This is a genomic window from Mesorhizobium sp. M1399 (genome assembly GCF_040317735.1).
Classification (GTDB): Bacteria; Pseudomonadota; Alphaproteobacteria; order Rhizobiales; family Rhizobiaceae; genus Mesorhizobium.
Map to the genome: position 1 here is coordinate 311771 of NZ_JAMYKZ010000001.1, position 15777 is coordinate 327547.

At 63.7% G+C, this 15777-nt stretch carries 15 protein-coding genes and 1 riboswitch; of the genes, 4 read left to right on the forward strand and 11 right to left on the reverse strand.

Features of this window, described 5'->3' with window-relative positions:
• Positions 1–8: 8 nt before the first annotated feature.
• A complete protein-coding gene (fba, locus tag NKH05_RS01545; RefSeq protein ID WP_352493967.1) occupies positions 9–1073 on the reverse strand; it encodes a class II fructose-bisphosphate aldolase in 1065 nt (354 codons plus the stop codon).
• Positions 1074–1335: 262 nt separating this feature from the next.
• On the opposite strand from fba, the gene NKH05_RS01550 reads away from it, so the two are divergent.
• The 3 genes from NKH05_RS01550 to derI are packed head-to-tail and all read left to right on the forward strand — an operon-like array spanning position 1336 to position 3340.
• The gene (locus NKH05_RS01550; protein ID WP_352482709.1) at positions 1336–2100 is read left to right on the forward strand and encodes a DeoR/GlpR family DNA-binding transcription regulator; all 765 of its coding nucleotides are present in this window, start codon (positions 1336–1338) and stop codon (positions 2098–2100) included.
• A gap of 11 nt (positions 2101–2111) precedes the next feature.
• The gene (locus NKH05_RS01555) at positions 2112–2870 is read left to right on the forward strand and encodes a triose-phosphate isomerase (RefSeq protein WP_352482707.1); all 759 of its coding nucleotides are present in this window, start codon (positions 2112–2114) and stop codon (positions 2868–2870) included.
• Between the two features lie 26 nt (positions 2871–2896).
• Positions 2897–3340 carry a D-erythrulose-4-phosphate isomerase gene (gene derI / locus NKH05_RS01560; protein ID WP_353024943.1) on the forward strand — a complete coding sequence of 148 codons (444 nt, stop codon included), beginning with the start codon at positions 2897–2899 and terminating at the stop codon, positions 3338–3340.
• Here the strand turns inward: derI and dhaL are convergent.
• From dhaL to mtnK, 10 genes are all read right to left on the reverse strand, one after another.
• Positions 3337–3975, reverse strand: a complete 639-nt coding sequence (gene dhaL, locus NKH05_RS01565; protein WP_352482704.1) for a dihydroxyacetone kinase subunit DhaL — start codon at positions 3973–3975, stop codon at positions 3337–3339. The two genes, derI and dhaL, sit on opposite strands and share 4 nt — an antisense overlap.
• A gap of 9 nt (positions 3976–3984) precedes the next feature.
• Positions 3985–4992 (reverse strand): dihydroxyacetone kinase subunit DhaK, encoded by a 1008-nt coding sequence (locus tag NKH05_RS01570; RefSeq protein ID WP_023716736.1) that lies wholly within the window; start codon positions 4990–4992, stop codon positions 3985–3987.
• Between the two features lie 69 nt (positions 4993–5061).
• Positions 5062–5535, reverse strand: a complete 474-nt coding sequence (locus NKH05_RS01575; protein ID WP_023716737.1) for a 6,7-dimethyl-8-ribityllumazine synthase — start codon at positions 5533–5535, stop codon at positions 5062–5064.
• 76 nt (positions 5536–5611) lie between these two features.
• Positions 5612–5757: riboswitch (FMN riboswitch) on the reverse strand.
• Between the two features lie 128 nt (positions 5758–5885).
• Entirely contained in the window at positions 5886–8195 is a 2310-nt protein-coding gene (locus NKH05_RS01580) for a xanthine dehydrogenase family protein molybdopterin-binding subunit (protein WP_353024945.1), read from the reverse strand.
• A gap of 98 nt (positions 8196–8293) precedes the next feature.
• Positions 8294–8764, reverse strand: a complete 471-nt coding sequence (locus NKH05_RS01585; RefSeq protein WP_023716739.1) for a nuclear transport factor 2 family protein — start codon at positions 8762–8764, stop codon at positions 8294–8296.
• Positions 8765–8835: 71 nt separating this feature from the next.
• Positions 8836–9822: an FAD binding domain-containing protein gene (locus NKH05_RS01590; protein ID WP_023716740.1), complete on the reverse strand. Its 987-nt coding sequence runs from the start codon at positions 9820–9822 to the stop codon at positions 8836–8838.
• A 3-nt stretch (positions 9823–9825) separates the two neighbouring features.
• Positions 9826–10485 (reverse strand): 2Fe-2S iron-sulfur cluster-binding protein, encoded by a 660-nt coding sequence (locus NKH05_RS01595; protein ID WP_023716741.1) that lies wholly within the window; start codon positions 10483–10485, stop codon positions 9826–9828.
• Between the two features lie 131 nt (positions 10486–10616).
• Complete coding sequence (locus NKH05_RS01600; RefSeq protein ID WP_353024991.1) at positions 10617–11501, reverse strand: helix-turn-helix domain-containing protein; 885 nt, start codon at positions 11499–11501, stop codon at positions 10617–10619.
• A gap of 183 nt (positions 11502–11684) precedes the next feature.
• A complete protein-coding gene (mtnA, locus tag NKH05_RS01605) occupies positions 11685–12779 on the reverse strand; it encodes an S-methyl-5-thioribose-1-phosphate isomerase (protein WP_023716743.1) in 1095 nt (364 codons plus the stop codon).
• The gene (mtnK, locus tag NKH05_RS01610) at positions 12776–14047 is read right to left on the reverse strand and encodes an S-methyl-5-thioribose kinase (protein ID WP_023716744.1); all 1272 of its coding nucleotides are present in this window, start codon (positions 14045–14047) and stop codon (positions 12776–12778) included. Before mtnK ends, mtnA begins: the two co-directional genes overlap by 4 nt.
• Before the next feature lie 135 nt (positions 14048–14182).
• On the opposite strand from mtnK, the gene NKH05_RS01615 reads away from it, so the two are divergent.
• Positions 14183–15694 carry a sugar ABC transporter ATP-binding protein gene (locus tag NKH05_RS01615; protein ID WP_023716745.1) on the forward strand — a complete coding sequence of 504 codons (1512 nt, stop codon included), beginning with the start codon at positions 14183–14185 and terminating at the stop codon, positions 15692–15694.
• Positions 15695–15777: the final 83 nt, after the last annotated feature.

Sequence of the window (15777 nt, forward strand, 5' to 3'; positions counted from 1 at the left end):
GGAATATGTCAGCCGAATTTCGGATCGAGACTGCCCGACTTGTAGCGCTTGGCCATTTCCGAGACCGGCAGCGGCTTGATCCTCGGTGCGTTGCCGGCAGTGCCGAACTGCTCGAAACGCTCCTTGCACAGCTTCCGCATGGCGGCCATCGCCGGCGTCAGATATTTGCGCGGATCGAATTCGCTCGGGTTCTCGGTCAGCACCTTGCGGATCGCGCCGGTCAGCGCCATGCGGTTGTCGGTATCGATATTGATCTTGCGCACGCCATGCTTGATGCCGCGCTGGATTTCCTCGACCGGCACCCCCCATGTCGGCTTCATCTGGCCGCCATATTTGTTGATGATCTCCTGCAGCTCCTCCGGCACCGAGGACGAGCCGTGCATGACGAGGTGCATGTTCGGCAAGCGGCGGTGGATTTCCTCGATGACGTTCATGGCAAGCACCGCGCCGTCCGGCTTGCGGCTGAACTTGTAGGCGCCGTGGCTGGTGCCCATGGCGACGGCCAGCGCATCGACACGGGTGTCGCGCACGAACTGTTCGGCCTGAACCGGGTCGGTCAGCAGCTGATCGTGGCTGATGACGCCCTCGACGCCATGGCCGTCCTCCTGTTCGCCGCCGCCCATCTCCAGCGATCCGAGAACGCCGATCTCGCCCTCCACCGACACGCCGCCCCAATGCGCCATATCGACGACGCGGCGGGTGATATCGGAATTATAGCCGTAGTCGGCCGGCGTCTTGCCGTCTTCCTTCAGCGATCCGTCCATCATCACCGAGGTGAAGCCGTACTGGATTGCGGTAACGCAGGTCGCTTCGTTGTTGCCATGGTCGAGATGCATGCAGACCGGGATATCAGGATGGATTTCGACCAGCGCGTCGATCAGCTTGGCCAGCACGACATCGTTGGCGTAGGCCCGCGCGCCGCGGCTCGCCTGCAGGATGACCGGCGATTTGGTCTCCTCGGCTGCCTCCATGATGGCGAGGCCCTGTTCCATATTGTTCATGTTGAAGGCAGGCACGCCATAACCGTATTCGGCGGCATGATCGAGCAATTGTCTCAGTGTGATGCGAGCCACTCAGTAGTCTCCCGTATCCGGTTTCGAGCCAGTGTTTGCGGGCTGTTCGGCTATTGTCGAGCCCGCTAAAGCTTCTGGCCGGATTTCCGCTGCACCGCAACCGCTGGACGCCCGGCCGACAGCAATTCTTGTTACGGCACGCCGTCAGAAACGTCATGATATCCCAGGCAGATATAACATTATCACAAAAATACTGGTGGCTATGCGACGTTTCCTGTTATATCTCGGAACGTGGTTCGGATTGCACGAGGAAGCCGCGGAAATGAAGAGCGACGGCCGTCGGCAAGGCATCATGGATTTTCTGATGGACACCGGCACCGCCAGTGTCGACGATCTTGCCTCGCGCTTCGGCGTCTCCAAGATGACCGTCCACCGCGACCTCGACGAGCTCGAGGAGGGCGGCTTCCTGCGCAAGGTACGCGGCGGCGCCTCGATTCAGCCGAGCAGCCTTTTCGAGAGCGATTTCCGCTACCGCCAGAGACTGGCCGGCGACGAGAAAAAGCGCATCGCCGCCGCTGCCGTGACGATGATCGAACCGGGTCAGACGGTGATCATCGACGACGGCTCGACCGCGGGCGGCGTTGCTCGGCATCTCGTCGATCTGCGTCCGCTGACGGTGATCTCGAACAATCTGGCTGTCATCCAGGATTTGGCGGGCGTTGCCGGCATCAACCTGATTGCGCTCGGCGGCCAGTACAGCAAGAAGTTTCACGGCTTCTTCGGCCTGCTCGCCGAAGATACACTGAAATCATTGCGCGCCGATGTCGCCTTCCTGTCGTCATCGGCTATCCACGGCGCTTCCGCCTTTCACCAGGATCAGGAAGTGGTCCAGACCAAACGGCTGATGATGGCCGCTGCGGCGCGCAAATATCTGCTGGTCGATCACGGCAAGTTCGGCCGCACAGCCTTGCATTTCCTGACCGATCTCAAGGCTTTCGATACCGTCTTCACCGGCCGCGAGCCGCAGCCGCAGATGCGTGCGGCGCTGGATGGTGACGGCGTGTCGCTGACAGTGGTCGCAGAGTAGGAGGAGCACGCATGGTTTACTGGGTCGGCACCAGCTGGAAAATGAACAAGACGCTCGCCGAGGCGATGGCTTTCACGAGGGCATTGGCCGAGTTCGTCCCCGGTTTCGACGAGCGCATCCAGCCCTTCGTCATCCCACCCTTCACGGCGGTCCGCGAGGTCAAGAAAGCGCTGTCGCCGACGCGCATCAAGGTCGGCGCGCAGAACATGCATTGGGCTGACGCCGGCGCCTGGACCGGCGAGATCTCGCCGGTAATGCTGAAAGACTGCGAACTTGATATGGTAGAGTTGGGCCACAGCGAACGGCGCGAGTATTTCGGCGAGACCGACAAGGCTGTCGGGCTGAAGACCGCAGCGGCGGTGAAGCACGGTCTCGTGCCACTGATCTGCGTCGGCGAGACTTTGGCTCAACGCGACAGCGGGCAGGCGGATACGGTGCTGGCCTTGCAGGTGCACGGCGCGCTGCAGTTTCTCGAAGGCGCGGCCAGGGCGGCGACGATCCTGTTTGCCTATGAGCCGGTCTGGGCGATCGGCGACAAGGGCGTGCCGGCAAGCTCGGACTATGCCGGCAGACAGCAGGCGCTGATCAAGAAAATCGCGCGCGACCTGCTGCCGGCCGTGCCGCCGGTGCTTTATGGCGGCAGCGTCAATCCGCAAAATGCCGCCGAACTGATCGGACAGTCTCATATAGACGGCTTGTTCATCGGCCGTTCCGCCTGGCAGGCGGACGGCTATATAGACATCCTCAAACGCGCCTCAGCGGCGATCTGAACCATCGAACAGGAAGGAAACCGAACATGAAAATAGCCATTGGAGCCGACAGCGCCGGCAAACCGCTGCTCGATGTCATCGCCGCTCACCTCGCCACCAAGCCCGGCCTCACGGTCAGCGATCTCAGCCAGACGGGCTTCTACGCCGACCTGTCACAGAAGCTCGCCCAGACCATCCTGGACGGCGAGAACGATCGCGGCATCCTGTTTTGCGGCACCGGCATCGGCGTATCCATTTCCGCCAACAAGGTTCCCGGCATTCGCGCCGCACTCACCCACGACACCTATTCGGCCGAGCGCGCTGCAAAATCCAACAACGCCCAGATCATCACCATGGGCGCGCGCGTCATCGGCCCGGAATTGGCCAAGTCGATCGTCGATGCATGGCTTGCCTCGGAATTCGATGAGATGGGACCGTCGGCCGGCAATGTCCAGGCGATCGACAAGCTCGATGCAGCGAAGGTCCGTTAAGCCAGACTGTCCCGTATCGCTTTGATGATCGTGACGGCCGAGGCAGCGCCGGGATCCATATGCCCGAGCGATCGTTCGCCGAGCCGCGAGGAGCGGCCCTTCGCGGCGATCATATCCTTGGTTGCCTCGGCGCCCCGTTCGGCTGCGGCGAGTGCAGTTTCCAAGCTCTCCAACAGGGTCTTGCCGGCTTCCTGCGCGGCGCCCGCTGCCTGTGCTGCCGGCAGCCAGGCGTCGACCATGGTCTTTTCGCCGAGCTCGGCCTTGCCGCGATCCTGGATGCCTTGCGCCATCGCCCGGAGCATGGCGATGATGTCAGCATCCTCCAGAATTGCCTTGCCTTTGACGGCGGCGGCAGCGCGCATGAAGGCGGTCGCATAGAGTGGGCCTGACGACGCGCCGACGGCGTTGAGGAACGACTTTGCCGCGGTATTGAGCAGCGCCGTCGGTCCGGTCGCCGCGAGGTCGAGTTGCGCCAGCGCCTCGCGTACCGCGCCGAAGCCAAGCGCCATGGCGATGCCGTGGTCGGCGTCGCCGATGACGCCGTCGAGTTGGCAGAGCCTGTCCTTGTCGGCGTCGATCGCCGCCGCGATCTCATCGAACATTCTTTTCAAGCCGGCTGAGTCGATCGAGGTCATGATGCTTTCTCAGCCGGCGCGGAACATGGCGCAGTCGCAGGGATGGTCGAGCATCTCCTGCAATTCGCCGTCGAGATGCATCAGCGTCACTGAGGCGCCGGCCATTTCGAGCGAGGTGCAATAATTGCCGACCCAGGTCGCGTGGACGGAAACGCCGATGTCGTCGAGCCTCTGCTTGACCCGCCGGTTCATGATGTAGAGCTCCATCAGCGGCGTCGAACCGAGCGAATTGACCAGCACGGCGACCTTGTCGCTGCGCGTCGGCGCCATTTCGTCGAGGATCTTGTCCAGCATCTCGTCGGTGATCTCGTCGGCCGTCTTTAGTTTTCCGCGTGCGATGCCCGGCTCGCCATGGATGCCCATGCCGATCTCCATCTCGTCCGGTCCGATTTCGAAATTCGGCCGGCGGGTCTGCGGCAGCGAACAGGGCGAAAGCGCCACGCCCATAGTGAAGGTCTGATCGTTGGCCTTCCTGGCGATACGCTCGCATTCATCGAATGTCAGCATCCGGTCGCATGCGGCACCGACAGCCTTGAAGATGAAGAAATTGCCGGCGACGCCGCGCCGCTTCTGTCTCTGGTCGCGCGGCGCCGAGGCGACATCGTCGGTGGTCAGAACGGTGCGCACTTCGATGTTGTCCATTGCCGCTATTTCGGCGGCCATGTCGAAATTCATCACGTCGCCGGCATAGTTGCCGTACATGAATAGCACGCCAGCACCGCCGCTGGCCGCCTTGGCGCATTCAAGAATCGGGTCCGGCGGCGGCGAGGCAAAAACGTTGCCGATCGCGGCCGCGTCGGCAAGCCCCTTGCCGACGAAGCCGAGGAAGGTCGGCTCGTGGCCCGAGCCACCACCGATGACGAGGCCGACCTTGCCGGGGCGTGGCCCGTCGCGGGCGACGATGGAGCGGGGGCTGCCGTCCGCACGTCTGAGATGGCGCGGATGCGCGGCCAGAATGCCCTCCAGCATCTCGTCGACGGAGCGGTTGCCGTCATTGATGATCTTCTTGGTCTGCACCGGCATCCTCCCTGGTTTTCGTGAGATACTACAGCGCCTTACCGGGATTTCCACCCGGCGGCGGAGATTTCACGCCGCGATGCGTTCGCGTGTCGCCAGCAGTTGCACGCAGGCGCTGGCCGCCTCTTTGCCCTTGACCCTGAAATGCTCGAAAAAGAAGCGGTGATGGTCAGCGCTGTCATGGTAGTTGTGCGGCGTCAGCACCGCCGACAGCACCGGCACGCCAGTCGACAATTGCACGTTCATCATGCCGTCGATGACCGCGCTCGCCACGAACTCATGCCGGTAGATGCCGCCATTGACGACGAACGCGGCGCCGAGGATAGCGGCATAGCGGCCGGTCTCGGCAAGCGTTTTTGCATGCAGGGGAATCTCAAAGGCGCCCGGCACATCGAAGACATCGACGGCAAAGCGTTTCTCCCCGACAACCGCCAGTTCCGCCTCGAATGCTTCAACGCATTGGTCGACGATATCGGCGTGCCAGCGCGCCCGAATGACGGCAACGCGGATCGTTTCATAGTCGTTCTGGGAATGCTGATTCATGGGTCCATCCTTCCGTTTCGAACCAGAATCAGGACGCACGATACGGAGTCCGAACCGCGAAGGCGGACCGTCTTCCATTCGTTCTCTTTCATCCGGACTGTAACCGTCGGCTCCGGAATCACACCGAATCTGCTGACCTTTCCGGTAGTCCGGAAAGCGCTCGCGGGCTTGGCCGAGACCCTTACCGCCGGTGGGGACTTTCACCCCGCCCTGAGAACATTGACGGCGTTTGTATGGAAGGGCCGGATAACGCTGTCAACCACCGACGTCGTCGCGGATGGCGCAGAAATGGCCATCCGTTCCGACTTGGTCACCCTTGAGGGCGAGGGAGGCGCTGATACGTCGCAGCGTCAAATGGCGATCACGGGCAAGGCAGGCAGCACCTTGTCCAAGGTGATGGGAAATTCACGCACACGCACTCCGGTCGCGTTGTAAATGGCGTTGGCGACGGCAGCCCCCGCACCGCAGACGCCGAGCTCGCCGAGACCCTTCGCGCCAAGTGGATTGGCCTTGTCGTCATCTTCCTCGAGGAAGACGACTTCCATCTCGGGGACGTCGCCATTGACCGGGACGTGATATTCGGCAAGATCGTGATTGACGAAGTGGCCATAGCGCGGATCGAGCACCGTCTGCTCCATCAGCGCCGCACCGATCCCCCAGGTCATGCCGCCGATGATTTGCGAGCGTGCAGTCTTGGGGTTGAGGATACGGCCCGCGCCGACCACAGTCAGCATCCGGCGCATGCGGATTTCACCGGTGTCGCAATCGACAGCGACCTTGGCGAAATGCGCTCCGTACGAATGCTGCGAATAAGTCTTGTACGACTCGGTGGTGGCGCCTGCGGCTACGGAGCCTTCGGCCTCGAACCCGTCGGGAGCGATCCTCCCGATGAGATCGGCCAGGCTCGCCGATCGCTGGCCGATCCTGACCTCGCTGTCGGCAAAGTTTGCCTCGGTGGCGTTCGCGCCGCGCAACGGTGACGCTTCGCTCGACTGCGCCGCGTCCAGGATCCGTCCTTTGAGGGCGTTGCACGCATTATACAGGGCCGAACCCGCGCTCGCCGCGCCCCAGGACCCGCCGGAGCCGGCGGTACGCGGGAAGCGGCTGTCGCCGAGCTCCACCTTGACGGACGAGATCGGCACGCCGAGGCTCTCGGCAGCAATCTGGGTCAGGATCGTATAGGTGCCGGTCCCAATGTCGGTCATGTCGAGCCGCGCCGTCACCCGACCGTCCCGGTCGATCGCAACCCGCGCCGTCGCCGCGCCGATGTAGTTCGGACGGATCGCCGCCGCCATGCCGTAGCCGATGAGCTTCCGGCCCTCCCGGGTGCGGCCCGGTGTCGGGTTTCTCCGCTCCCAACCGAAACGGCGGGCGCCTTCCTCCATGCAGGCGACGAGATTGCGGGTGGAGAACGGCACTTCGCGCTCGGGATCCTGAGCCGGTTCGTTGCGGATCCTGAGTTCGATCGGGTCCAGGCCGACCCGCTCGGCGAGCTCATCCACTGCGCATTCGAAAGCCAGCATGCCGGGCGCTTCGCCCGGCGAGCGCATCCATTCGCCGCGGTTGATGTCCAGCGGAACCAGGCGATGGCGGGTGAGACGGTTCGGCGCCGCATAGAGCGAGCGCGCAAAAACTGCCGTTTGTTCGCAGTACTCCTCGAAGCTGGACGTCGCGGACCAGACATCGTGCGCGATCCCGGTGAGCCGCCCATCGGTATCCGCGCCGAGACGTACCTGTTGGATCATCTCTGCACGGTGACCGGCATTGGCGAACATCTGTTGCCGCGTCAGCGCGATCTTCACGGGGCGCTGCAGGACCTGCGCTGCAAGTGCGGCCAGGATCGTATCGGCATGGGCAATCAGCTTGGAGCCGAAGCCCCCGCCGGTGAAAGGGCTCACGATGCGCACCCGCTCGAGCGGGATGCGAAGCGTGCTGGCGACGCCGGCCCGGAAGTTCGCGAGGGTCTGCGCCGATGTACGGATCGTCAGCTCGTTGCCTGACCAGGCGGCGAGCGTCGCATGCGGCTCCATCGGATTGTGATGTTCGAAGGGGGTCCGGTAAGCGGCATCGATCTTGATCGGCGCCGTCGCAAAGGCGCGCTCGAAGTCGCCGACCACGCTGTCGGTCTCGAAGCCGGCATTGGTCCGCTTTGGCGCGTAGGAGTCGGCGATATGTCCCGGTAGATCGTAGAGGCCCGGCTCCTCGTCGTAGCGCACTCTGATGAGGCCCGCAGCAGCGCGTGCCGCCTCGAATGTCTCCGCAACGACCAGCGCGACCGGCTCGTCGCAATACCGCACCCGATCGCTGTTGAGCGCGGGCCGGGCGCGGGTGAAGACCTCCGGCACCGTCGGCGTGACCGCCGGGCCGAAATCCGGCTGGGCCGGCGCATTGCGGTGCGTCATGACGAGCAGCACTGCCGGCGCCCGTTCGGCTTCGGTCGTGTCGATCTCGGCGATGCGGCCCTTGGCGACGGCGGCGCCGAGAATGTAGCCATAGGCTGTACCATCCAGCTCATTCTCGTAAGCGTATGTGGCGCCGCCCGTCACTTTGAGCGGACCGTCGATGCGGTCGATCGGCCTCCCGATGATGCCAGCACCGGGACGCGGTTTCACTCTTGAATGGGTGGCGGAGCCGGGCAGTCCGGGTATGGTCTCGTTCATAAGTCACCTAAAGATTTTCATTTGGAGTTCGGAAGCATCGAGGCCGCGACGACGCCTCTTTCCTCGCACCTTCATGTTCGTCGCGCAGCGGCCGGAGCTCACGCGGCGATCTCGCCGAAATACTCGCGAAACTCGACCAGCTTCCCTGTCGGGCCGGCGCGCATGAAGATCGCATGCAGGCCAGTGTAGGGCGCGCCGCTGATTGTCCCGCTCCCGCGATCGCAGACGATGACCCAGTCGGCGGCGAAGAGCTTGAGATCGACGGTCGATTTCGTGATCCTGTTTCCTTGCGCTTGATGCGCGGCGGTCCAGGCTGCGAGTGCCGGCTTGCCGTCTGGCGGTCCGTGTCGGCCTCGTTGCTCGCCGACAGGGAATTGGAAGGTCATCGTCTCATCGCAACAATCAAGGAATGCCGTCCAGTCGCCGGAGGCCCAGCCGGCAAAGAAGGCGTCGACGGCGGCCTCGAGCACGTGACGAGCTCCCGGGTCGGATGTGGCGCCCCAAGCTGCGGCGGCAGAAACAAAAAGGCCGCCACCCGCGGCGGCAACGGCGCGTCGCGTGAGTTTCATATCGATCTCCTGCTCGTCGCCTGCATCTGGGAACCGCTGTTCGGGGTCGTCGTCTCTGTCATCGTGTCGCCTCACGCACTCTCGACGGCAGCAGCGAGTGTGTGCCGCACCGTTCGTTTCGCCAGCGGGATCTTGAAGTCATTGGCGCCATGCCCAACGGCTCCGGCGAGCGCGGCTTCGGCAGCGTCGGTAAAGGTATCGTCGGACGCCGCTGCGCCTGCCAGCCCGCGCTCCGCCTCCGTCGCGCGCCAGGGTTTCGCTGCCACGCCGCCCATGGCGATCCGAGCGCTTCGGATACGATCGCCGCTTTTTTCGACGATTGCTGCCACCGACACCAGCGCGAAGGCGTAGGAAGCTCGGTCGCGCACTTTGCGGTAAAGCTGCCGGCCGGGTGGTGGCGGCGGCAGGGTAACCGCGACGACCATTTCGCCGTGGCCGAGCACGGTCTCCACATGGGGCATCGTCTCGGGCAATCGATGGAAATTGCCGATCGGGATCGTGCGGGTCTCGCCGCCGGGCGAAACGGTCTCGATCCTGGCGTCGAGCCCGGACATGGCGACCGCCATGTCCGAAGGATGGACCGCGATGCAGGCTTCGCTCGCGCCCAGTACAGCGTGCATGCGGTTGAAGCCTTGAAGCGCCGCGCAGCCCGAACCCGGCTGGCGCTTGTCGCAGGGCATGTTGCGGTCGTAGAAGTAGGGGCAGCGCGTGCGTTGCAGGAGATTGCCGCTGGTCGAGGCCTTGTTGCGTATCTGGCCGGACGCTCCCGCCAGCAGCGCTTGTGTGAGCATCGGATAGCGGGACCTCACCCGCGGGTCGGCGGCAAGATCGCTGTTGCGGACCTGGGCGCCGACCCGAAGCCCGCCTTCTGCCGTCTCCTCGATCCGATCAAGCGGCAGCCGGCTGATGTCGACGAGATGCGCTGGGCGCTCGATATCGAGCTTCATCAGGTCGAGCAGGTTGGTGCCGCCGCTGATGAACTTGGCGTCCGGCCGGGCCGCGACCGCGGCGGCCGCCTGCTGGGCACTCGTTGCACGTTCATAAGTGAAGGACTGCATTGCTCATGCCTCCTCTGCCGCGTCGCGGATTGCAGCGACGATGTTCGGATAAGCGGCACAACGGCAGATGTTGCCGCTCATCCGCTCGCGGATCTCGGCATCGCTGAGAGCGACGGAAGCCGCTGCCACGTCGGCGCTCGCATGGCTCGGCCAGCCGGCCTTGGCTTCGCCCAGCATACCGACCGCCGAGCAGATCTGGCCTGGCGTACAGTAGCCGCACTGGAAACCGTCGCGGGCGACGAAGGCGGCCTGCACCGGATGCAGCCGGTCACCCTCGGCAAGGCCCTCGACCGTGGTGATCTCGTCGCCATCATGCATTGCGGCAAGCGTCAGGCAGGAATTGATCCGGCGTCCATCGACAAGCACCGTGCATGCGCCACACTGGCCGTGATCGCAGCCCTTCTTCGAGCCGGTGAGGCCGAGATGGTTGCGCAGGGCATCGAGCAGCGTCGTCCGCGGGTCGAGTTCGACGGCAAGGTCCTTCGCGTTGATCCGCAACGATATCGGCATCGTCGGTACCGGCGTGCCAGATGCCGTCGCCGTGACGGTGTCGGCCGGCTCGGCGCCGACCGGTATCCCGGTAGCCAGGAGCACCCCGGTCGCCACCCCGCCCTCCAACACGGTTCGACGCGTTGGCCCCCTCCTGTTGTCTGTTTTGGCCATGCAAGATCTCCCAGTCGCAATGAAGGACGCAGACGGCAATTTGACCCCGACAGCGGACCCTCGGGTTCGGTCATCGACACTGGAGGTGGGGGCGCACGCAGCGGCTTTCTTTCAAGAAACCGGCGGCACTATCAGGATTCTGGAGAAGAATTCACCCGATAGGCACGAGGCGTCATGCCCCTGAGACGCCGGAACGTCGTGGTGAAGTGGCTCTGGCTTGAAAAGCCGAGCCGAAAGGCAATGGTACTGATCGACAAACCCGTTTCGCGCAACAGTGCCTCCGCTCGCCGCACCCGTTCCTCGATTACATAGGCATAGGGGGCAAGACCGGTCGTCGCCTTGAAGCGCCGCGCAAAACTGTCGACGGCCAAGTCGGCGACAGCTGCAAGCTCGCTTAGCGAAATGTCGGAATTCATACGTGCATCGATATAATCCCGAACTCGACCAAGTGCTCGGCGGCTGAGACAGCCGTGACGTACGAGCGGCTGTTGCTCGCGGCTCAGGTTGGCCACGCGGAGGCTGACGAGGGCCACCAGATGCTCGACATAGGCAGTGTCCGGCTTGTGACCGAGGGCCATCTCGTCGCGAAGCGAACTCAGCAGCGTGGCGACGACCGCGTCCTTCTTGTTTACCAGTATCGGCAGGTTCCTCAGGCGTTCGCATCCGGGAAGCCCGATATCGGGATCGATCCACAGGGCTGAATAGGAGAGGTTTACATCGCGATAGAAGCCCTGTCGCTCCGCGCCTGCCGGGACGAAGGTGAGGGCTCCGGGATGATCCATTCCGTCGTAGAGGGATCTTGCCTCGTGCCGGATAGACGTATGGGACGTGCCGCCTTCTTCGGTCAGCACGATCAGATGATGAGGGGCTGTCCAGCGGAGCTCCGCCTCCCGGCACGCCCACCGCCGGTTGTCGAAAACGATCGAGGAGCTGACCCATGACGCGGTTTGCAGGGGCTCCGACTTTTCCTCCTGGCTCCGAACCCGTCCGTCACCAAGCAGCGGTCTGAATGACATCGCGGCATCCCGCTGGTTCACTCGCCGAGCCGTGGTCAGCCCCGGCTTGAGCGTTGCGCCGCCCCGCCGCTACGCATACGACCGTCCATCTGGGACAGGCAACGGACGTTTTTAACCGCGCCGTGTTCAAGAAATCGTGAGATCAGGCAAAATCCAGGGCTCCTCCTGGCACTCCAAAGCGGATCATCCGCGCTCGGGAAACATCGCCTTCAGGCCTTCGCGCGAGGCCGTGGCGACGCCGCGTTCGGTGATCAAGCCGGTGACCAGCCGCGCCGGCGTCACGTCGAAGGCAGGGTTGGCCGCCGGCGTGGCTTCCGGCGACACGCGGACCTGGGCAATCTCGCCGGAAGCGGTCTTGCCCCAGACCAGCGAGACCTCGTCGGGCGAACGCTGCTCGATCGGGATTTCGGCCAACCCGTCCCCCACCGTCCAGTCGATCGTCGGCGACGGCAGCGCGACATAGAACGGCACGTCGTTGTCCGCGGCGGCCAGTGCCTTGAGATAGGTACCGATCTTGTTGCAGACATCGCCGTCGGCGGTGGTCCTGTCGGTGCCGACGACGACCATGTCGACCTGGCCGCGCTGCATCAGATGGCCGCCGGCATTGTCGACGATCAGCGTGTGCGGCACGCCGTGGCCGGCCATCTCCCAGGCGGTCAATTGGGCGCCCTGGTTGCGCGGTCGCGTTTCGTCGACATAGACGTGGACTGGAATGCCGGCTTCCGTCGCCAGATAGATCGGCGCGGTGGCGGTGCCGTAGTCGACGGTGGCCAGCCAGCCGGCGTTGCAGTGGGTCAGGATATTGACCGGTTCGCCCGGCTGCTTGCGCGCCGCGATCGTCTTGATGATTTCGAGCCCATGGGCGCCGATGGCGCGGTTGAGGCCGACATCCTCGTCGGCGATCTCGCCGGCACGCCGATAGGCGGCTGCGGCACGTTCTGCCAGGGGAAGCGCCAGCAGGAAGCGCTGCATTTCATTCAGCGCCCACCGCAAATTGATCGCCGTCGGGCGCGTTTCGTGCAGGGTTGCCCAGACGGCGTCGAGCGCCGCATCCGACGGATCGTCGGCCATCTGCATGGCGACGCCATAGGCGGCAGTGACGCCGATCAGCGGCGCCCCGCGCACCCACATGTCGCGGATTGCCGTGGCGATGCCGGCGACGGTATCGATCTTTTCGATGCGGAAATCATGCGGCAGCCAGCGCTGGTCAATGATCTCCACCGAACGCCCGTCGTCACTCGGCCAGATCGTGCGGTAGTGGCGGTCACCGACGTTCAAATCCTGCTCTCCCGTTCGATCAGCGCGGCCAATTGGTTGACCTCGTCGATGCTGTGGATCTGGCGCCGGTTGACGGCGAGGTGACGGCCGAATTTCAGCGCCTTTGCCTCACATCTGGCGCGCAGATCCTGATCGGCAATGGTCTCGAAATCGGCATTGTGGGCAAGTCCGAGAATTCGCCGGTGAACCTCGACGCCGGCAAAGCCGAGCAGATCGGTCCAGATCGAATGCAGCATGTGGTCGAGCGCCTGCTCGGCGCCAAGCCTGTCGCCCTGATCCTCGAACAGGCTCTTCTGGTAGAGCATGCCGTCACGCTCGGTTCGCCACAGATGCGAGAACTCGGCGCGGAATGCCGACCATGTATCGACCGTGACGTCGAGCAGATAGGCGCGCATGGCGTCGCGCTTGCCATTCTGCTCATGGCCGCGCTGCGAGAAGAACGCCATCCAGAAATTGGCGAGCAGCATGCCAACATCGAAGGCGATCGGGCCGTAGAAGGCGAATTCGGGGTCGATCATCCGTGTTTCGGTGTCGGTGACCATGATCGAGCCGGAATGCAGGTCGCCATGCAGCAGCGTCTCGGCATTGGCGGCGAAGAGGTGCTTCATCCGCTGCGCCTCGACCTTGAGGTCGCGGTCGGCGCGCAGTTCGGCGACAATGCCATCGAGCTGCGGGCTGGTGTGCCGGTTCATCTTAGCATCGAAATACGGGTCCGAGAAAACCAGGTTCTCGGTGATGTCACAGAGTTCGACATTGTCGGCGAACAGCGCCAGATCGGCCTTGCGGTCCTTGGTCGCCATGCTGAGGTCGGAGCCGCGAAACAGCGTGCGGGCCATGAACAGGCCGATGTCTTTCGCGATGTTAGGCAGTTGCCGGCCCTCGATCAGCGCCCGCCGCAGGATAATGTGCGGCGACAGATATTCCATGATGATCAGCGCCTGGCCTTCGTCGAAGTGATAGATATCAGGCACGGAACCCGGCGCCCGCGCCTGTTGCCGCGTCAGCGCATGATATTCGAATAAGGAGCGTTTCAACGGCAGCGGCCAGCTGTCGCCGACCAGCCGGACGTAGGGCAGGGCCTGCTTGACCACGGCCGCACCCTCAGCACCCTCGACAATGAACACCAGGTTCAGATTGCCGTCGCCGACTTCACGGACCTTCCAGCGGCTCGTATCCTTGCCGATCTGCGAACACAGGGCCCCGTTGGCACGGAGACGGCCCGCCAGTGTCTCGACCGACAGTGCTTCGAACGGCGATTTCCCAGTCATCCTCACCTCCCGCTTATGTGCTCCGATGATAGCGGAGCCATGGCGGTCGGGCCAAGCTAGGAAGCCCGCTAGCAATTGTCAATCGTGTTGACAATTGCCGATATAGCCCATAGCGTCACGGTCAGGGAGGAACGAATGGGCAATGATGCCGTGTTCCGCGTCGACGGCCTGAGGAAATCCTTTGGCCATATCGAGGTGCTTGGCGGCGTCTCGCTCGAATTGCATGCCGGCGAAGTCACCGTGCTGATGGGTGCCAACGGCGCCGGCAAATCCACCCTCGTCAAGATCATCAGCGGCGTCTACGACCATGGCGGCGGCTCGATGTCGCTTGTCGGTCAGGACTTTGCGCCGAAAACGCCGGCCGAGGCGATCTGCGCCGGCGTCGTCACCGTCCACCAGAACATCAATGACGGCGTCGTCGCCGACCTCGACGTCGCAACCAACCTCACGCTCGACAGGCTGAGCGGCAGCGGCGTGCCGACGCTGTTCAATCCAGGCCGGGTGCGCCGTGAGGCCAAGGCGGTTGCCGACCGCATGGGGCTGGCCATCGACCTCAAGGCCCGCATCAGTGACCTCTCGCTGGCCGATCGTCAGATGGTGGCGATCGCCCGCGCCATGGCGCACCGGCCGAAAGTGCTGATCCTCGACGAGCCGACCTCCTCGCTGTCCAGTGCCGAAGCCGACCGGCTGTTCGCATTGCTCGACCGGCTTCGCCAGCAAGGCGTGGCCATTCTCTATATTTCGCACCGTATGTCTGACATCAGACGGCTTGCCGACCGCATCATTTCGATGCGCGACGGGGTCATCTCAGGTATCTTCGACAGGAAGCCGCTGGACTATGAAGGTGCGGTCAACGCCATGCTCGGCCGCAAGATCCAACTCGAGCGGATCGTCGCCAGGAATTCGGCCAAATCAATTTTTATTGCCGACGGCTTGCGGATTGCCGAAGGCGCCAGGCCGATTTCGCTGACGCTCGGCGACGGCGAGGTCGTCGCCATCACCGGCCTCGTCGGCGTCGGCAAGACCGCGCTCGCCGAGACGCTGTTCGGCTTGCGCCAGCCGCTGTCCGGGACCATGGTGCTGAACGGGAAACCCTATGCTCCGGCGTCGACGGGCGAAGCGATTGCCGCCGGCGTGTTTCTCGTCGCCAAGGACCGGGGCGAAAACGGCATCGTCGGCGACTTCAACATCCAGGAAAATATCAGCCTGCCGTTCCACAGGCGAATGTCGCGTCTCGGCGTCCTCAAGCGCCGCATCGAACGCGCCATTGCCCGCCAGCAGATCCAGGAGTTGGGCATCGTCTGCCGCTCGGAGAAGGACGAGATGTCGTCGCTTTCCGGCGGCAATCAGCAGAAGGTGATGGTCGCCCGCTGGATATCGCAGACCGCAAGGCTTTTCATCCTCGACGAGCCATTTCAGGGCGTCGACATTTCGGCCAGGCGCGATATCGCCGCCAAGCTGCGGGCCAGCGCCAGCGGCCGCGCGACGCTGCTGTTCGTCACCGAACTGGACGAAGCCCTGGAGACGGCCGATCGCATTCTGGTGATGTCGGAGCAGACGATCGTCGGCGAGCACCGCAACACCGATGTCGATCTCGAGCGGCTGCTGGCCGAAGTGGCGGGCGGGCCGTTGCACAGCGCAGCCTGACGGCAGGAAGACGATGAGAATTGGAATGGAGAGGGCATGAGTTCAGGTTGGGTAAAGACAGTGCCAGCGTGCGGGAGCGCTGA

What these genes read in the sequence shown, in the direction of transcription:
- NKH05_RS01550 (WP_352482709.1), top strand. Translation starts at nt 1,336, where the DNA reads ATGAAGAGCGACGGCCGTCGGCAAGGCATCATGGATTTTCTGATGGAC.
- NKH05_RS01555 (WP_352482707.1), top strand. Translation starts at nt 2,112, where the DNA reads ATGGTTTACTGGGTCGGCACCAGCTGGAAAATGAACAAGACGCTCGCC.
- derI (WP_353024943.1), top strand. Translation starts at nt 2,897, where the DNA reads ATGAAAATAGCCATTGGAGCCGACAGCGCCGGCAAACCGCTGCTCGAT.
- dhaL (WP_352482704.1), bottom strand. Translation starts at nt 3,975, where the DNA reads ATGACCTCGATCGACTCAGCCGGCTTGAAAAGAATGTTCGATGAGATC.
- NKH05_RS01575 (WP_023716737.1), bottom strand. Translation starts at nt 5,535, where the DNA reads ATGAATCAGCATTCCCAGAACGACTATGAAACGATCCGCGTTGCCGTC.
- NKH05_RS01580 (WP_353024945.1), bottom strand. Translation starts at nt 8,195, where the DNA reads ATGAACGAGACCATACCCGGACTGCCCGGCTCCGCCACCCATTCAAGA.
- NKH05_RS01585 (WP_023716739.1), bottom strand. Translation starts at nt 8,764, where the DNA reads ATGAAACTCACGCGACGCGCCGTTGCCGCCGCGGGTGGCGGCCTTTTT.
- NKH05_RS01590 (WP_023716740.1), bottom strand. Translation starts at nt 9,822, where the DNA reads ATGCAGTCCTTCACTTATGAACGTGCAACGAGTGCCCAGCAGGCGGCC.
- NKH05_RS01595 (WP_023716741.1), bottom strand. Translation starts at nt 10,485, where the DNA reads ATGGCCAAAACAGACAACAGGAGGGGGCCAACGCGTCGAACCGTGTTG.
- NKH05_RS01600 (WP_353024991.1), bottom strand. Translation starts at nt 11,501, where the DNA reads ATGTCATTCAGACCGCTGCTTGGTGACGGACGGGTTCGGAGCCAGGAG.
- mtnK (WP_023716744.1), bottom strand. Translation starts at nt 14,047, where the DNA reads ATGACTGGGAAATCGCCGTTCGAAGCACTGTCGGTCGAGACACTGGCG.
- NKH05_RS01615 (WP_023716745.1), top strand. Translation starts at nt 14,183, where the DNA reads ATGGGCAATGATGCCGTGTTCCGCGTCGACGGCCTGAGGAAATCCTTT.